Raw genomic sequence first — 16898 nt, 5'->3', positions numbered from 1 at the left:
CAGCGAAGTTGCCATGCGTTCGAGCATACCCCGGTCGCGCAGCCGGGCGAGCCGCTACCGGCCCAGCGGTGCAGCCACTCCCTGGCCCGGCGCGAGGCGCTTCACTTCACGCTGCCGCGCAGTTCCAGCACCTGCGCGCGCAGCCGTTCCGGCTCGGCGGCCAGCGCCGGCAGCGGTGCGCCCACGCTGAGGGCGATGCGGCGCAGCGGATGCAGCCGGCGCAGGCGCTCCAGCAGCGAGGCGGCCTTGTGCGAGAACGGGCTGTCCCACAGCCCGGACAGGGCCATGGGCAGTACATCGACCGGGTGGCGTTCGAGGATGCGCTGGGTGCCGGGGCGGAACGGGCCGAGTTCGCCGTCCGGGCTGAGCCGGCCTTCCGGGAAGATCGCCACCAGCTCGCCGGCGGCCAGCGCGGCGGCCACCTCGTCGTAGGCCTTGTCCAGCAGCGCGGCATCCTCCTTGGCCGGGGCGATGGGGATGGCGCGGGCGGTGCGGAACACGAACGACAGCAGCGGCCAGCGGAAGATGCGGTGGTCCATGACGAAGCGGATCGGCCGGCGGCAGGCGGCGGTGATCACCAGGGCGTCGACGTAGCTGACGTGGTTGCACACCAACAGCGCCGGGCCGCTCAGGGGGATGCGCTCGACGTTGTGCTTGTCCAGCCGGTACACCGAGTGCACCAGCATCCAGACGATGAAGCGCAGGAGGAATTCCGGCACCAGGCGGTAGATGTACAGCGCCACCACGGCGTTGCACAGCGCGGCGACGGCGAACAGGGTGGGGATCGACAGGCCGCCGCTCAGCAGCGCGGCCGCGGCGCCGGCGCCGATCACCATGAACAGCGCGTTCATGATGTTGTTGGCGGCGATGATTCGCGCGCGGTGCGCCGGGTTGGAGCGCAGCTGCATCAACGCGTACAGCGGCACGATGAAGAAGCCGCCGAACAGTCCCAGTCCGAACAGATCGAACAGCACGCGCAGGGTGCCGGGCGCCTGCAGCAGCGCGCCCAGGCCCAGCGGCGCGGGCGGCGGGCTGGCCGGCGAGGCAAAGGCCAGGTCGAGGCCGAACAGGGTCAGGCCGATCGAGCCCAGCGGCACCAGGCCGATCTCCACCAGCTTGCCCGACAGGCGCTCGCAGAGCATCGAGCCGACGCCGATGCCGAGGGTGAACACGCCGAGCAGCAGGGTCACCCCGGTTTCCGTGCCGCCCAGCACGTCCTTGGCGTAGGCCGGGAACTGGGCGAGCAGCAGCGCGCCGTACAGCCAGAACCAGGAGATGCCAAGGATCGCCAGGAACACCGTGCGGCTCTCGCGGGCGAAGCCGATGTTGCGCCAGGTTTCCACCAGCGGGTTGAGGTTGACCTTCAGGCCCGGCTCGGGCGCCGGCGCCACGGGAATGCCGAGGCTGCTCCAGTAGCCGAGCACGGCGACCAGCAGGCAGGCGGCGGTGATCCACCGGCTGCCGTCGTCGATGCCGGCGAGCAGGCCGCCGGCCAGGGTGCCGATGAGGATGGCGACGAAGGTGCCGGCCTCGATCAGCGCGTTGCCGCCGACCAGCTCTTCCTCGCGCAGGTGCTGCGGCAGGATGGCGTACTTCACCGGGCCGAACAGGGTCGACTGCAGGCCGAGCAGGAACAGCGCGGCGAGCAGCAGCTCCAGGCTGTGCGCCCAGAACCCGGCGCCGGCGAGCAGGACGATGACGATCTCCAGCAGCTTGGTCCAGCGCGCGACGCGCGCCTTGTCGTACTTGTCGGCGAGCTGGCCGGCGGTGGCCGAGAACAGGAAGAACGGCAGGATGAAGATGCCCGCCGCCAGGTTGGCCAGCACGCCGATGCTCAGCGTGGTCCACTGCGCGGCCTGGAAGGTCAGCAGCACCACCAGCGCGTTCTTGAACAGGTTGTCGTTGAACGCGCCGAGGAACTGGGTGGCGAACAGCGGGCCGAAGCGGCGCGCCTTGAGCAGGTCGAGGGGCGAGCTCATGTCGGGCTGTCCTGGCTGGCATCCGCCGCGATGGCGGGACGCTCGGCGCCGGCCTCGGCCATGCGCTTGAGGGTGACGTAGTCGGTCTTGCCCGAGCCGAGCAGGGGGATCTCGGCGACGCGGCGGATGTCGCGCGGCACGGCCAGTTCCGGGGCGCCGAGGCTGCGCGCCGCGGCGAGCAGCTGTTCGCGGCCGAGCTCGGCGGCGCTGGTGAACAGCACCAGCGCCTCGCCCTTGCCGGCGTCGCTGCGCGTCGAGGCGGCGTGCAGGGCGCCGGGCGCGGCGCTGGCGGCGATCTGCTCGACCACCTCCAGGGAGACCATCTCGCCGGCCAGTTTGGCGAAGCGCTTGAGGCGGCCGCGGATGTGCAGGAAACCGTCGGCGTCGAACTCGACGATGTCGCCGGTGGCGTACCAGCCGGGGCTGCTGGCCGGCGGCGGCTGGATGATGCCGGGCTGGTCGAACAGCAGGTAGCCCTTCATCAGGTTCGGCCCCTGCACGTGCAGCGCGCCGCCGTTGTCGATGCCGGGCACCGCTTCGAGCTGGTAGCGCATGCCGGGCAGCAGCTGGCCGACGCTGCCGCGGCGGCAGGCCATCGGCACGTTGACCGCCACCACCGGCGCGCACTCGGTGACGCCGTAGCCTTCGAGGATGCGGATGCCGAACTTGTCGATCCACAGCTGGCGCACCTCGTCGTTGAGGCGCTCGGCGCCGGCGACCACGTAGCGCAGGCGGCCGAAGTCGTAGGGGTGGGCGAACTTGCCGTAGTGGGCGAGGAAGGTCGAGGTACCGAACAGCACGGTGCAGTCGCGGTCGTAGACGATCTCCGGAATGATCCGGTAGTGCAGCGGGCTGGGGTAGAGGAACACCTTGCAGCCGGACACCAGCGGCAGCAGCACGCCGCAGGTCAGGCCGAAGGAGTGGAACAGCGGCAGCGCCATCATGAACTTGTCGAGCGGGGTGAAGTCGGCCACCGCGCGCACCTGGGCGACGTTGGACAGCAGCGAGCTGTGCGAATGCACCACGCCCTTGGGCTTGCCTTCCGAGCCGGAGGTGAACAGCACCAGCGCGGCATCGTCGGGCTGCTGGGGCAGCGCGGCGCGGCGCGGGGCGAACAGGTGGGCGAGCAGCCACAGGCGGTCGGCGATGGTCAGCTCGCGCTTGAGGTCCTCCAGGTACAGCACGCGGATGCCGTCGAGCTGGTCGAGCAGGTGGCCGAGGCGCGCCTTGTCGATGAAGGTGCGCGAGGCGACGATGGTCTTGATGTTGGCGGCGGTGCAGGCGGCGCGCAGGCCCTCGCTGCCGGCGGTGTAGTTGAGCAGGGCGGGGATGCGCGCGGACAGCGACAGACCGAGCACCAGGCCGAGGGTCGGCGCGGCGTTGGGGGTGAGCACGCCGACCACCTCGCCCGGCGCGCTGTGCCGCGCCATCAGGCGGGCCAGGCCCAGGGCCATCTTCAGCAGCGAGCCGTAGGACTCCTCCTGCAGGCGGATGTCCTCGACCAGCTTGTAGTGGCTGCCGAAGGTGGCTTTGGCCTCGAGGAAGGCCTCGAACAGGGTGCGCTGCGGGCGGGTGGCGACCAGCATGTCGAGGAGGATGTGGCGCAGCAGCTCGCCGGCACGCCGGCGGCGCAGCTTGGCCGACGGCAGCGCGGGCATCGGGATGTAGCGGCGCGGCTGGATGGCGATGCTCACCTGGGGCAGCGCGCGGCGCGGATAGACGCCGGCCAGACGGCCGAAGTAGCTCTGCGCGGCACCGTCGATGCGCACCGGCACGATGGTCGCGCCGGTCTTGGCGGCGACGAAGGCGGCGCCGTCGTAGACCTTCATCAGCGAGCCGGTGCGGGTGATCCGCCCCTCGGGGAAGATCATCACCGGCCGGCCGCTTTCCACCAGCTTGACGATCTGCTTGATCGCCAGCGGGCTGGTCGAATCGACCGCCAGGTGCGGCACGAAATACAGCAGGCAGCGGAACAGCGGGCGGTTGGCGATCTGCGTGTGGACCACGAACACCGCGTCGACCGGCAGGAACAGGCCGAGCAGCAGACCGTCGAGGAACGACTCGTGGTTGGCGACGATCAGCGTGCGCGGGTTGCGCAACACCTCGGGATCGCCGTGGACGCGGACGCGCAACAGGGCCTGGAACAGGCGGCGCAGGAGAGTCTTGAGCATGATCGTTCCCTGACCTCAGTGATGGGGAGTGCTGTGCCGCGATGGTGCCACCGCGGCCGTGTCGGCGGCCAGCGGGGCGCGCGGATTCTGCAGAGTCGTGCGGCTGCGCCGGACCAGTTGGGCGACCACCACGGCGGTGGCGACGCTGGACAGCAGGTGCTTGAGGGTGTGGCCGCTGAGCGGGCCGAGCAGTGCGGCGAGCTGGTGGTCGAGCAGTTCGGCGCACTTGCCGACCAGGTACAGCGCCAGCGCCGCAGCGAAGGCCAGGCGCTCGCCGCGCGGGCGGCCGTGCAGCCACTGCCACAGCGGGATCAGCACGATCGGCAGCACCTGCAGCAGCAGGTAGGGGCGCAGGTCGTCGGCGCCGGCCAGATCGGTCCAGTACCACCATGCGACGCTCAGCGGCGCGGCCACGGCCAGCACACCAGCGAGCAGGGCGCAGCTGCGCTGGCGGCAGTCGCCCCACACCCCGGCGAGCAGGCCGACGCTGGCCAGGGCGATGGGCACGCGGTCCCAGACCAGCCGCGCGTTGTCGGGATCGAGGTGATACCAGCTGGAGCCGAAGGCGGTCAGCAGCAGGCCGACGAGAAACAGGCAGTAGCCGGGCCAGCCGTGAACCAGAGCGGCCGAGTGGCGCGCCGGCACCAGGCGCCACAGACCCCACAGCGCGACCAGGGCGAAGCCGAGGTTGGACAGCACGTCGGCGAAGTGCGCGATGCCGAAGACTTCGCTCTGGTCGGCGAAGGCGTGGTAGTTGGCCAGCTGGGCGATGGGGCCGTAGAGCAGGGCAGCGATGCATAGCAGCGCGGTGAGCGCGAGGGGCAGATGGTGGCGCAGGCGGTTCATGGCATTTCTCCCTGAAATGGACGGGCTCAGGATGCCTGCCGGCAAGAATTGGTTGAACTTTGGCGGAAAAAGGCGCGTAGACTGACCGGCAAAGTATCGGAATATGCGACTTTCCCATGAGCGAACTCGACCAGCTGGTGGCCACCCTCAAGCGCCGCCTGAAGATCCACGGCATGACCTACCGCGAGCTGGCCAGCGCCCTCGGCGTCTCCGAGCCGAGCATCAAGCGCATGTTCGCCACGCAACGCTTCAGTCTGGAACGACTGCTGGAGATCAGCCACCTGCTCGGCTTCACCCTCGCCGAACTGACCCAGGAGGCGGCGCTCGGCGAAAGCCGCCTGCACACCCTCAGTGAAGACCAGGAACAGGAGCTGATCGGCGACGAGAAGCTGCTGCTGGTGGCGGTGTGCGTGCTCAACCAGTGGACCCTGGCGGAGATCCTCGGCGTATACCGACTGAGCGAGGCCGAGTGCATCCAGCGCCTGGCGCGCCTGGACCGCCTGCGCCTGATCCAGCTGCTGCCGGGCAACCGCGTGCGCCTCAACGTGGCGCGCGACTTCGACTGGCTGCCCGACGGCCCGATCCGCGCGTTCTTCCGTCGCCGCGGCCTGGCCGACTTCCTCGCCAGCGACTTCACCGGCAGCGACGAGGTGCTGGCGTTCTCCCACGGCATGCTCACCGAGTCGGCACAGGCCCGCCTGCAGGCGGAGATCCGCAAGCTGCGGCAGAAGTTCGCCGAACTGCACGAGGAGAGTCTCGCCGCCCCGCTGAGCAAGCGGCACGGCTGCGGGCTGCTGCTGGCGCTGCGCGAGTGGGAGCTGGGGGCGTTTACCGCGCTGCGGCGACCGCGGTAGGCCGCGCAAAGAAAAACTCCCCCTGGAGCGGGGGAGTGGCTTATAGGCCAAGCGGGACTCTGTAGAGCAAATGAATCAGACCGGACCGCGATGCTCGCGCTGGATCTTGCTGACGAAGGTCAGGGCGGTCTCGAAGGCGACGGTTTCCAGCTTGGGCTTGAAGGTCTTCAGCGCTTCGTACTGTGTGATCACCTTGTCTTCGGCGCTCTGGCCCTTGAAGTCCTCCTTGTCCAGACGCAGGTCGCCCATCAGGGTGTTCCAGATGGCGCCTTCCTCGTGCGGCAGCAGGATCATCGGCACGCCGTCCAGCTCGGTGATGAGCGCCTTGGTCAGGTCCTCGACGTAGAACAGCACGCTGACCCCGGCGGCCAGGTCGCCGCGATAGCGCTCGATGAACAGCGGCAGCTCGCGCAGATGCACCAGGCCGCCGGCGACCATGGCCAGCTTGTTGCCGCTCACCAGCACGATGGACTGCTTGACCACCGCGGTCGGCGGCAGGCGGCGGCCGGCGTCGTCGGCGATCTCGCCTTCCTCGAGCACCAGGTCGCCCCGGAAGGCGTAGGTGTCGATCCGGCTGGTGGCACCGAGCACGCTCAGGTTGCACAGCAGGTTTTGGGCTTCGTAGGTTTTCAGCAGCATGGTCAGGCTCTCATGTCGGTCAAGGGATTCAGGCCGCCGCAGGGGGCGTGGGCGGCGGTGGCGGGGTTGCCGAGGGCAAACAGGCTGCTCCAGTCGGCCTCGATCAGTTGCACGTGCTTGCGCGCGCAGAGCTTGCGCGCGCTGTTGCCGGGTGCGGCAATCAGCGCCCAGCCGGCCGGCGTGGCGGCGTCGTGGATCAGGTCGCTCATCACCATGCGCTCGGTGTCGCGGTTGAAGGGCATGCCGAGGAACAGGTAGCGCTGGTTGCGGCGCTTGAGCTTGACCCAGGCCGGCACGGCGAAGCCGCCCATCAGCTCGGTGATGTAGTCGACGAAGTCGGCATCCGAGGCAACAAAGCTCGGCTTGGGCAGCGGCGTGCCCAGCGGCTTGAACAGCACCGGCAGCGCCGTATCCACCTCGGCCAGGCTGATCGGCCGGTACTGGCCGCCCTCGCCCTGGTAGAGGTCGAAGCGGTAGGGCGTGCCGGCCAGGCGCGCGGCGCCGACCACCAGGGTGTGTGCACGGTCGGCATAGCAGCGCTGCAGCTGGGTGTCGCGGTTGCAGTCGATGACGTAGGGCAGCTGCAGGTCGGCCAGCCACTGGTGCATGGGCGAGGGCGTCCAGTTGTCGCCGCCGTAGGTCTGGGTCAGGAAGCGCTCGATGTAGCTGCGCCCCTTCTTGTTCTCCAGGTGCATGGCGGCGCGCGGGAACTCGTACATCAGCCGCGGCGACATCGGCTGGCCGCCGGTCATGGCGAGGATCAGGCTGTCGCTGTCGGCGGGGATCGGCTGGCCGCTCACGCGGTCGACCACGCCGTCGAGGACGCCGGGGCCCAGGTAGGGAACGACGTCGCCGCTGCCGAGCTGGGCAAGGATCTCCTTTATCTGGCTGCTGTTCACTGGACTCTCCTGCTGGGAATAAGGGCGTAGTGCTGCAGTGTCCAATCGCAATATCCGCGCCACTTTTTGTGATCGTTACAACTCATTGATCTTGAAAGGATTCATTGATGTTCGGGAGTTTAACGTAGCGCACTTTGACGGGCTGGAGCGAGTTGTTTCGCGACAATTGTCGTATTTGCCACAACTGCGCAAAGTTCACTGGAGAGTGTGCTGGTGGTTATCGGGAAGTTTGTTGGGTTGTCGCCATTGATACATCGGGCGGCGCGCGTTTGTTGTGTATCAAACGTCCGCGACAATTCGAATGATAAAAATAACTCCTTTTAAAACAATAACTTGGGTTTGTTTTTCGAGGCTGGCACAGACACTGCATTTATCTCGATGCGCAGGCTTGTTCGTGCCTACAGCCCACTTGATGTGGAAACGAAACCTGAGGAACTCAATTATGGCAATGCGTCAATGCGCTATCTACGGTAAGGGTGGGATTGGCAAATCCACTACCACCCAGAACCTCGTGGCAGCCCTGGCCGAGATGGGCAAGAAGGTGATGATCGTCGGTTGCGATCCGAAAGCCGACTCCACTCGCCTGATCCTGCACTCCAAGGCCCAGAACACCATCATGGAAATGGCTGCCGAGGCCGGCACCGTGGAAGACCTCGAACTGGAAGACGTGCTCAAGGTCGGCTACGGCGGCGTCAAGTGCGTCGAGTCGGGTGGCCCGGAGCCAGGTGTTGGCTGCGCCGGCCGTGGCGTGATCACCGCGATCAACTTCCTCGAAGAGGAAGGCGCCTATGACGAGGACCTGGACTTCGTGTTCTACGACGTGCTCGGCGACGTGGTGTGCGGCGGCTTCGCCATGCCCATCCGCGAGAACAAGGCCCAGGAAATCTACATCGTCTGCTCCGGCGAGATGATGGCGATGTACGCCGCCAACAACATCTCCAAGGGCATCGTCAAGTACGCCAACTCCGGCAGCGTGCGCCTGGCCGGCCTGATCTGCAACAGCCGTCAGACCGACCGCGAGGACGAGCTGATCATGGCCCTGGCGGACAAGATGGGCACCCAGATGATCCATTTCGTACCGCGCGACAACGTGGTACAGCGCGCCGAAATCCGCCGCATGACCGTGATCGAGTACGACCCGGCCGCCAAGCAGGCCGACGAGTACCGCGCTCTGGCCAAGAAGATCTACGAGAACAAGAACCTGGTCATCCCGACCCCGATCACCATGGACGAACTCGAAGCCCTGCTGATGGAGTTCGGCGTCATGGATGTCGAGGACGAGAGCATCGTCGGCAAGACCGCCGCCGACGAGGTCAGTGCCTGATCGCACCGTTGCAGCAGGACGGGGCAGGGCAGATGGGCCCTGCCGGATAGTCGCACTGCGCGGTGCGCAGTGCGACTGATCCGTTACCCGCATATGAACGCAAGGCAAGAGGAGTCATACCCATGTCCGGTATGTCACGCGAAGAGGTCGAAAGCCTCATCCAGGAAGTCCTGGAAGTCTATCCCGAGAAGGCCCGCAAGGACCGCGCGAAGCACCTGTCTCCGAACGATCCGACCCTGGAACAATCGAAGAAGTGCATCACCTCCAACAAGAAGTCGCTGCCGGGTCTGATGACCATCCGCGGCTGCGCCTACGCCGGCTCCAAGGGTGTGGTCTGGGGTCCGATCAAGGACATGATCCACATCTCCCACGGCCCGGTCGGCTGCGGGCAGTATTCGCGTGCGGGCCGCCGTAACTACTACATCGGCACCACCGGCGTGAACGCCTTCGTCACCATGAACTTCACCTCCGACTTCCAGGAGAAGGACATCGTCTTCGGCGGCGACAAGAAGCTCGCCAAGCTGATCGACGAAGTCGAAACCCTGTTCCCGCTGAACAAGGGCGTTTCCATCCAGTCCGAGTGCCCGATCGGCCTGATCGGCGACGACATCGAAGCCGTCGCCAAGAAGAAGGCTGCCGAGCACGACACCACCGTGGTGCCGGTGCGTTGCGAAGGTTTCCGCGGCGTGTCGCAGTCCCTCGGTCACCACATCGCCAACGACGCCGTGCGCGACTGGGTGCTGGGTGCCCGCGACGAGGACAACTCCTTCCAGACCACGCCTTACGACGTGGCCATCATCGGTGACTACAACATCGGTGGCGACGCCTGGTCCTCGCGCATCCTCCTCGAGGAAATGGGCCTGCGCGTGGTTGCCCAGTGGTCCGGCGACGGCTCCATCGCCGAAATCGAGCTGACCCCGAAGGTCAAGCTGAACCTGGTGCACTGCTACCGCTCGATGAACTACATCTCCCGTCACATGGAAGAGAAGTACGGTATCCCATGGATGGAATACAACTTCTTCGGCCCGACCAAGACCATCGAGTCGCTGCGCGCCATCGCCGCCCAGTTCGACGAGTCGATCCAGGCCAAGTGCGAAGAAGTGTGTGCCAAGTACAAGGCCGAGTGGGAAGCCGTCGTCGCCAAGTACCGTCCGCGCCTGGAAGGCAAGCGCGTCATGCTCTACATCGGCGGCCTGCGCCCGCGCCACGTGATCGGTGCCTATGAAGATCTGGGCATGGAAGTGGTCGGTACCGGTTATGAGTTCGGTCACAACGACGACTACGACCGCACCATGAAGGAAATGGGCAGCGCCACCCTGCTGTACGACGATGTCACCGGCTACGAGTTCGAAGAGTTCGTCAAGCGCGTCAAGCCCGACCTGATCGGTTCCGGCATCAAGGAAAAGTTCATCTTCCAGAAGATGGGCATCCCCTTCCGCCAGATGCACTCCTGGGACTACTCCGGCCCGTACCACGGCTTCGACGGCTTCGCCATCTTCGCCCGTGACATGGACATGACCCTGAACAATCCGTGCTGGAGCAAGCTGCAGGCTCCCTGGCAGAAGACTGAAGCCGCCGCCGAGAAAGTCGCCGTCAGCGCCTGATTGTCCGCAACCGTACGCAACGTCCGCTGCGGGCGGCCCCTTGCAAGCAAGGGCATGCCCGCGGCCGATTTCCGCTAGCGCCGTTCACAGATGAGTGAGGCGCAGGAGAAGAGTCATGAGCCAGCAAGTCGACAACATCAAACCCAGCTACCCGCTGTTCCGCGACGAAGAATACAAGCAGATGCTTGACCGCAAGCGCGATGACTTCGAAGAGAAGCATCCGCAGGACAAGATCGACGAAGTCTTCCAGTGGACCACCACCCAGGAATACCAGGAACTGAACTTTGCGCGCGAAGCGCTGACCATCAACCCGGCCAAGGCCTGCCAGCCGCTGGGTGCGGTGCTCTGCTCGCTGGGCTTCGAAAAGACCATGCCCTACGTGCACGGTTCGCAAGGCTGCGTCGCCTACTTCCGTACCTACTTCAACCGCCACTTCCGCGAGCCGGTGTCCTGCGTATCCGACTCGATGACCGAAGACGCGGCGGTGTTCGGCGGCCAGCAGAACATGAAGGACGGTCTGCAGAACTGCAAGGCGACCTACAAGCCCGACATGATCGCCGTGTCCACCACCTGCATGGCCGAGGTCATCGGTGACGACCTCAACGCCTTCATCAACAACTCGAAGAAGGAAGGGTTCATCGAGCAGGACTACCCGGTTCCGTACGCCCACACCCCGAGCTTCGTCGGCAGCCACGTGACCGGCTGGGACAACATGTTCGAAGGCATCGCCCGCTACTTCACCCTCAACTACATGGAAGACAAGGTCGTTGGCAGCAACGGCAAGGTCAACATCGTTCCGGGCTTCGAGACCTACCTGGGCAACTTCCGCGTCATCAAGCGCATGCTCAAGGAAATGGACGTCGACTACAGTTTCCTCTCCGACCCGGAAGAGGTGCTGGATACCCCGGCTGACGGTCAGTTCCGCATGTACGCCGGCGGCACCACCCAGGCCGAAATCAAGGACGCGCCGAACGCCACCACCACCCTGCTGCTGCAGCCGTGGCAGTTGGACAAGACCAAGAAGCTGGTCGAAGGCACCTGGAAGCACGAAGTACCCAAGCTGAGCATCCCGATGGGCCTGGACTGGACCGACGAATTCCTGATGAAGATCAGCGAAATCACCGGCCAGCCGATCCCGGCCAGCCTGGAAAAGGAGCGTGGTCGCCTGGTCGACATGATCACCGACTCGCACACCTGGCTGCACGGCAAGAAGTTTGCCATCTGGGGTGACCCGGACTTCGTCATGGGCCTGGCCAAGTTCCTGCTGGAGCTGGGTTGCGAGCCGACCCACATCCTCTGCAACAACGGCAGCAAGCGCTGGAAGAAGGCCCTGGATGCGATCCTGGAAGCTTCGCCGTACGGCAAGGACTGCACCGTCTACATCGGCAAGGACCTCTGGCACCTGCGCTCGCTGGTGTTCACCAACAAGCCGGACTTCATGATCGGCAACAGCTACGGCAAGTTCATCCAGCGCGACACCCTGCACAAGGGCAAGGAGTTCGAAGTCCCGCTGATCCGCCTCGGCTTCCCGATCTTCGACCGTCACCACCTGCACCGCCAGACCACCCTGGGCTACGAGGGTGCCATGCAGATGCTGACCACCATCGTCAACTCGGTGCTGGAGCGTCTGGACGAGGAAACCCGTGGCATGCAGACCACCGACTACAACTACGACCTGGTGCGCTGAGGTCGGTTGTCTGACTGTGGTACCGGCCGGGGCGGCGCTGTCCGCCCCGGCCTTTCCACTGGCGATCCGCACGCGTGGCGGCCCCACCGGCCGCCGCGCGCCGCCGACGCCAGCCACCTGTTCCTGGAGAACGTGCCATGCCCAGCGTCATGCTTCGTCACAACGCCAAAGGTCAGCTGACCTTCTACATCGCCAAGAAGGACCAGGAGGAAATCGTCACCGCGCTGGAGTTCGACAGCCCCGAGCGCTGGGGCGGCGAAGTCACCCTGGCTGACGGCTCCAGCTACTATCTCGAACCGCTTTCGGCACCGCCGAAGCTGCCGATCACCCTGCGCGCCAAGCGGGCCGGCGAGGCCTGAGCCATGGCCACGCCACCGCTGTCCAGGCCTGCGCAACTGCCGGGCCATCTGGCGCTGCGCATTGCCCTGGCGGCACGCGAGCTCAAGGACGTGGATACCGCGCGCCTGCTGCGCGCGTTGCTGGCGGTGACCGGCGAGCCGATTACCGAAGCCCGCCTGAGCAAGCTGCGCATGGCCCGTCTGCGTGCCGCGCTGCTGACTCCGGGGCCCAACGAGGCGCCGCAGCCGGAACTCACCGAGCGCCAGCTGCAGCGTGCCGTCGGCCTGCTCAAGGGCCGCGGCGTGCGCATGCCCGAAGAGCCGCTGCCGGTTGTACAGCCCTACCGCGACGGCGAGCTGCCCGACTCGGTGCGCATCGCCTGCGCCTCCAACAGCGGCGAGCGTCTGGACGGCAGCTTCGGCAGCTGCGCGCGCTTTCTGATCTACCAGATCTCGCCGCGCGAAAGCCGCCTGATCGACCTGCGCGAGCCCGGCCCCTGCAGCGAGGACGACGACCGCAACACCCGCCGTGCCGAACTGCTCCACGACTGCCAGCTGCTCTACACCCTCAGCATCGGCGGCCCGGCGGCGGCCAAGGTGATCCGCGCCGGGGTGCACCCGATCAAGCACGCCAGCGCGCAGCCGGCTCGCGAGATCGTCGAGGAGCTGCAGCGCGTGCTGGCGACCACGCCACCACCCTGGCTGGCCAAGGCGATGGGCGCCGAGCCAGGCCAGCGCGTGCGATTCACTTCCGATAGTTCAGGATGAGGACACAGCCATGATCAGCCAAGCCGTAATCGACGACGTCGTTCGCCGGGCCGAGGAGGGCGTGCTCGACGACGCCCTGCTCGCCAGCCTGCGCAGCGCCAACCCCGGCGTGCACTTCACCTGGTGCATGGACGACGACATCATGGTCAACGCCAAGCCGCTGGTCGAACGTCCGCGCTTCAACCTCTATCTGGTCAACTCCAGCGATCACTGCTCGGTGCTGAGCAACGACCCCGACGCCGCCTCCGGCATCGTCCTGGCCGAAGTCATCCCCGATTGAGGTGCGGCATGCTCGACGATCAAGGCCCAGACCACACCCCCATTGGCGATTGCCGCGAATGCCCCTTCCACCGCAGCCTGCTGCTGGCCGGCCGCTGTACCCCGGGCGATGCCTGCGTGGCGGTGGAGAGCGGCCGGCAGATCGACCGCTTCTTCCGCAACAACCCGCAGGTGGCCGGGCAGTACCTCGGCGACCCGTTCTGGGAGCGCCGCGCCATCGCCGTGCGCTACGCCCCGGTCGAGGCGCTCACGCCGCTGATCCGCGACAGCGACGAGGTGGTGCGCCGTGCGGTCGCCTATCGCCTGCCCCGTGAGCAGCTGGTCGCGCTGATGCAGGACGAAGACCGCGAAGTGCGCATCACCGTCGCCGACCGCCTGCCACTCGAACAGCTCGAACAGATGGCCGGCGACCGCGACTACCTGGTGCGCGCCTACGTGGTCCAGCGCATCGCCCCCGGCCGGCTGTTCCGCTTCATCCGCGACGAAGACCGCCAGGTGCGCAAGCTGGTCGCCAAGCGCCTGCCGGAAATGAGCCTGGGCCTGATGGCCCAGGACCCCGAACCGGAAGTGCGCCGCATCGTCGCCTCGCGGCTCAAGGGCGAGGACGTGATCGACATGCTCCACGACCCCGACTGGACCGTGCGCCTGGCGGCGGTGGAGAACGCGCCGCTGGAGGCGCTGCGGGTGCTGGATGAGCAGGACCCGGAGGTACGGCGGGCGATCGAGGAGCGGTTGGGGTAGGGCGGTCGGCAGACAAAATCGTATTTTCGCTTCAAGAACCGGGACGGCGATGGCTGTCCCGGTTTTCTTTTTTGGGGGCGCGCGATACCCTCGGTGCTTGTTGGATACCCCCGCAAGCAAGGGATTTGCAGTCATGGCGTATAAGCCACCTTCACACCCAGTGCCTTTCTCAAGGCCGCATACCAGAGCGGCTCCCTTCTCCTGTCTGGTGATGTTATTAACCAAACCTGTTCGGGGTGTTGTGAATATTGGTGTCTATTAATCGGTAGAGGATTTAACTAAGTGCGGCAGAATATAGAAGACTTGATCAATTGCTTTATTATCAATACTCTTAAGGCTACTCACCTTTTATACTCTAACAGCCTGTACGGCCATTTAATGGTGGTTATTTACTCGTCCATTGATTCCATGGGGCTACTGGATGCGCCAGCAAATCAAACTAGCGCTTCGGGTCAATCATTCAAGGATTGGGTAAATAAATACATGCTTACCTATCCCGGCCTTGAGTTTAACGAAGTCGATTTCTGGGCTGCTCGCTGCTCGGTTCTTCACACGTTTACTGCACAATCAGACCTTTCTAGTGCCGGCAAGGCAAGACAAATTCAGTACTGCTCGGGGCCAAAAGATAGCCCAATGGCTCTCGCCTTTTTCACTGCAACAAGGCAAATTGATAGTGGCGCTCATGTGCCCGCCCACATTGAAGATACATATCTGGCCTTCCTTGATGGCCTTGAAAAATTCGCCAGCGACCTTTTGGAAAACTGCAAGCGAAGCCAGTCTCATGAATCAAGGCTTCGCAATGTGTTACAACAGTTCGCGCTGTAAATCCTCTAATAAGTCGTTTAAGTCGATCCGCTAAAGCGGGCGGCTTAATTCCAGTTTTAGGCAAATTACGCAAGAGACTCGCATGCTTTTGATAACCGGAAACCCACCTGCTGCATATATAAACGAAAAGAAAATTAAACTAATTAGCCACAGCGAGATCCTTGAGAGCGAAGTCGAATGTGATCTTTCGGACTTGAAAGGCTTAAAGGCCTCCGAATTACCTGACCTATTAATTGCCAGCTTGAATATCAGTCAAGACCTCCTTATACCTAAGGCGAACAGATACTGCATATATAGAGCGGGCGAAGGTTACTCATTCTCTATTTCATTCGGAGAAGAAGAAGGTGTTTGGGGCGAAAAACTTTCTACCAAAGCTATGCACAGAGAAATTTCTGAACTGCTAACGATTAATGATTGCGGTGATAAAATTTCCTCCGAGTACGCTGATGGGGATATATTCATCTATGCCGACATTGCTAGTAACAATGAAGACTTATTTAATCTAATTTCAGAAAAGCTACAACTGGCAAAAGATCTTGTAGTTCAGGCGGAGTCTCGGCTGCTTGGATTTTACTGGAAACAGGAATTCGATGTTGTTGAGAGTGTATTTACGAAAGAATTAATAATCCCTCTGATGCAAAAGATGGGATTCCAGCATGTAAGATACAATCACGGAACCACAGAATTCGGTCGAGATGTTTTATTTAGTGAACTTGATCGCTTTGGAAATTCACGTAGATGCGCAGCACAAGTAAAGGTCGGAGACATCAGTGGTGGAGCAAACTCATTAATCGACACCATAATTGCGCAAATTGATGATGCCTTCTCAATGCCAGTGCAGGGGCCTGGACAGGCAAAAAACTATCACATATCTGAACTATTTATAATAATCAGCGGAAAAATAAGCGAAAATGCCGTCAGAAAAATAAATGAAAAAATTGATAAGAAATTAAGCGGAAGTGTGTTTTTTATTGATCGAGACGATATCGAGTGGTTGGCAAAAAAGTATTGGTCACTTTAGTGGTGCAGCCTAGCAACTGGTTAAAACCGTTCGCTTCGCTCACTCGGGGCCGGCTAAAGTCGTCCCCTTAACCAAACGTTAGCTATATGAATATGAGAAACTTACCTGGCGGCTGGATATACATTTTGCTTAGTTCTGCAGACTACAGTCGCTGCAAGATAGGCAAAACCATTAATAACCCTCTTGTTAGATATAGGCAGTTGCGCACAGGGGATCCATGTCTTGCGCTGGTTGTCGCCTACTACATACCAGAGCACCTCGGTAAAATTGAAAAATTCGAGTCAGGAATTCACTATGAATTTCAAGATTACAGAATAAACAACCATGAAGATAGTAAGTCAGAGTGGTTCAGGATTGATGCAGAGATAGCAGAGCAATACATTGACGGCATGCTGGAGGAATGGTGCAAGCAAAAGTTCGCCAGCCCCAGCAGAATTAACCTTGGAGTACTGACAAAAATGTATGAGTCAGATATCCAGGCACTCTTTGAGCCAGTCCCTCACGACCTAGAATTTGCCAGATTCCTGTCTGATGAGCCCTGACAACCTCTCAATGGCTAACAAATGGTTAAAATCGCTCGTAAAATAAGAAAGAAAGGGGACAGATTCTGAGGAATCCCCACAAAAAATCTTTACGAATCAAAAGGATAGGGCTTGAAGATGCCTGCATGGGCGGGCACGGTGGTTGTCGCCAAACATAGCCACCACACCCGTTCCCCATGCAGGCCGTCCAATTTTTACATACCGCGTTCGCTCAAGCACTGCCGACCATTCACGCTCGCCGCCTGACCGCACTCATGGCTTGCGTCAGCGCCTTGCTACAAGGTCAGCGCCTGACCCTGACGGCGCTGGGACGCTCGTTGCCGGGGCAGGCCTACCCCAAGCACGCCATCAAGCGTGTGGATCGCCTGCTCGGCAATCCGC

The 16898-nt window shown here is 63.1% G+C and carries 16 protein-coding genes and 1 pseudogene; 12 read left to right on the top strand and 5 right to left on the bottom strand.

Annotated features, from left to right (window positions below):
* Positions 1-101 precede the first annotated feature (101 nt).
* From BM297_RS12945 to BM297_RS12935, 3 genes are read right to left on the bottom strand one after another with little or no spacing between them, the layout of a single operon-like run.
* On the bottom strand, positions 102-1979 hold the full coding sequence (locus BM297_RS12945; RefSeq protein ID WP_092432174.1) for an MFS transporter: 1878 nt from the start codon (positions 1977-1979) through the stop codon (positions 102-104).
* Positions 1976-4150 carry a bifunctional acyl-ACP--phospholipid O-acyltransferase/long-chain-fatty-acid--ACP ligase gene (gene aas, locus BM297_RS12940; protein ID WP_092432173.1) on the bottom strand — a complete coding sequence of 725 codons (2175 nt, stop codon included), beginning with the start codon at positions 4148-4150 and terminating at the stop codon, positions 1976-1978. The genes BM297_RS12945 and aas overlap by 4 nt, the downstream gene beginning before the upstream one ends.
* A gap of 15 nt (positions 4151-4165) precedes the next feature.
* Complete coding sequence (locus tag BM297_RS12935) at positions 4166-4996, bottom strand: hypothetical protein (RefSeq protein ID WP_092432171.1); 831 nt, start codon at positions 4994-4996, stop codon at positions 4166-4168.
* Positions 4997-5112: 116 nt separating this feature from the next.
* Between BM297_RS12935 and BM297_RS12930 the strand changes: the two genes are divergently transcribed.
* Complete coding sequence (locus BM297_RS12930) at positions 5113-5850, top strand: helix-turn-helix domain-containing protein (RefSeq protein WP_092432169.1); 738 nt, start codon at positions 5113-5115, stop codon at positions 5848-5850.
* Positions 5851-5925: 75 nt separating this feature from the next.
* On the opposite strand, the gene BM297_RS12925 is transcribed toward BM297_RS12930, so the two are convergent.
* Together BM297_RS12925 and BM297_RS12920 are read right to left on the bottom strand one after the other, a co-directional pair.
* The gene (locus tag BM297_RS12925) at positions 5926-6489 is read right to left on the bottom strand and encodes a hypothetical protein (protein ID WP_092432168.1); all 564 of its coding nucleotides are present in this window, start codon (positions 6487-6489) and stop codon (positions 5926-5928) included.
* Between the two features lie 2 nt (positions 6490-6491).
* The gene (locus BM297_RS12920; RefSeq protein WP_092432165.1) at positions 6492-7388 is read right to left on the bottom strand and encodes an SIR2 family protein; all 897 of its coding nucleotides are present in this window, start codon (positions 7386-7388) and stop codon (positions 6492-6494) included.
* 442 nt (positions 7389-7830) lie between these two features.
* Between BM297_RS12920 and nifH the strand changes: the two genes are divergently transcribed.
* The 11 genes and pseudogenes from nifH to BM297_RS12870 form a co-directional block, all read left to right on the top strand.
* Positions 7831-8712 carry a nitrogenase iron protein gene (gene nifH, locus BM297_RS12915; RefSeq protein ID WP_092432163.1) on the top strand — a complete coding sequence of 294 codons (882 nt, stop codon included), beginning with the start codon at positions 7831-7833 and terminating at the stop codon, positions 8710-8712.
* A 122-nt stretch (positions 8713-8834) separates the two neighbouring features.
* Positions 8835-10316: a nitrogenase molybdenum-iron protein alpha chain gene (gene nifD, locus BM297_RS12910; protein ID WP_092432161.1), complete on the top strand. Its 1482-nt coding sequence runs from the start codon at positions 8835-8837 to the stop codon at positions 10314-10316.
* Positions 10317-10431: 115 nt separating this feature from the next.
* Complete coding sequence (nifK, locus tag BM297_RS12905) at positions 10432-12003, top strand: nitrogenase molybdenum-iron protein subunit beta (protein WP_092432159.1); 1572 nt, start codon at positions 10432-10434, stop codon at positions 12001-12003.
* 137 nt (positions 12004-12140) lie between these two features.
* Positions 12141-12362 (top strand): putative nitrogen fixation protein NifT, encoded by a 222-nt coding sequence (gene nifT, locus BM297_RS12900; protein ID WP_092432156.1) that lies wholly within the window; start codon positions 12141-12143, stop codon positions 12360-12362.
* A gap of 3 nt (positions 12363-12365) precedes the next feature.
* Positions 12366-13109 (top strand): dinitrogenase iron-molybdenum cofactor biosynthesis protein, encoded by a 744-nt coding sequence (locus tag BM297_RS12895; RefSeq protein ID WP_092432154.1) that lies wholly within the window; start codon positions 12366-12368, stop codon positions 13107-13109.
* A gap of 10 nt (positions 13110-13119) precedes the next feature.
* The gene (locus tag BM297_RS12890) at positions 13120-13389 is read left to right on the top strand and encodes a DUF6129 family protein (protein WP_092432152.1); all 270 of its coding nucleotides are present in this window, start codon (positions 13120-13122) and stop codon (positions 13387-13389) included.
* An 8-nt stretch (positions 13390-13397) separates the two neighbouring features.
* Positions 13398-14129 (top strand): 4Fe4S-binding leucine-rich repeat protein, encoded by a 732-nt coding sequence (locus BM297_RS12885; RefSeq protein ID WP_092432149.1) that lies wholly within the window; start codon positions 13398-13400, stop codon positions 14127-14129.
* A gap of 282 nt (positions 14130-14411) precedes the next feature.
* Positions 14412-14954 (top strand): hypothetical protein, encoded by a 543-nt coding sequence (locus BM297_RS12880; protein ID WP_092432147.1) that lies wholly within the window; start codon positions 14412-14414, stop codon positions 14952-14954.
* Between the two features lie 82 nt (positions 14955-15036).
* A complete protein-coding gene (locus BM297_RS21570; RefSeq protein ID WP_139231056.1) occupies positions 15037-15975 on the top strand; it encodes a hypothetical protein in 939 nt (312 codons plus the stop codon).
* Between the two features lie 86 nt (positions 15976-16061).
* Positions 16062-16517 (top strand): GIY-YIG nuclease family protein, encoded by a 456-nt coding sequence (locus BM297_RS12875; protein ID WP_092432145.1) that lies wholly within the window; start codon positions 16062-16064, stop codon positions 16515-16517.
* Positions 16518-16693: 176 nt separating this feature from the next.
* Positions 16694-16898 (top strand): annotated as a pseudogene (locus tag BM297_RS12870) (IS4 family transposase); the annotation flags it as partial.

The sequence above is a fragment of the Geopseudomonas sagittaria genome (genome assembly GCF_900115715.1).
Lineage (GTDB): Bacteria > Pseudomonadota > Gammaproteobacteria > Pseudomonadales > Pseudomonadaceae > Geopseudomonas > Geopseudomonas sagittaria.
Note: the sequence above shows the minus strand (reverse complement) of the source record. Positions and strands in the feature narration are given on the sequence as shown.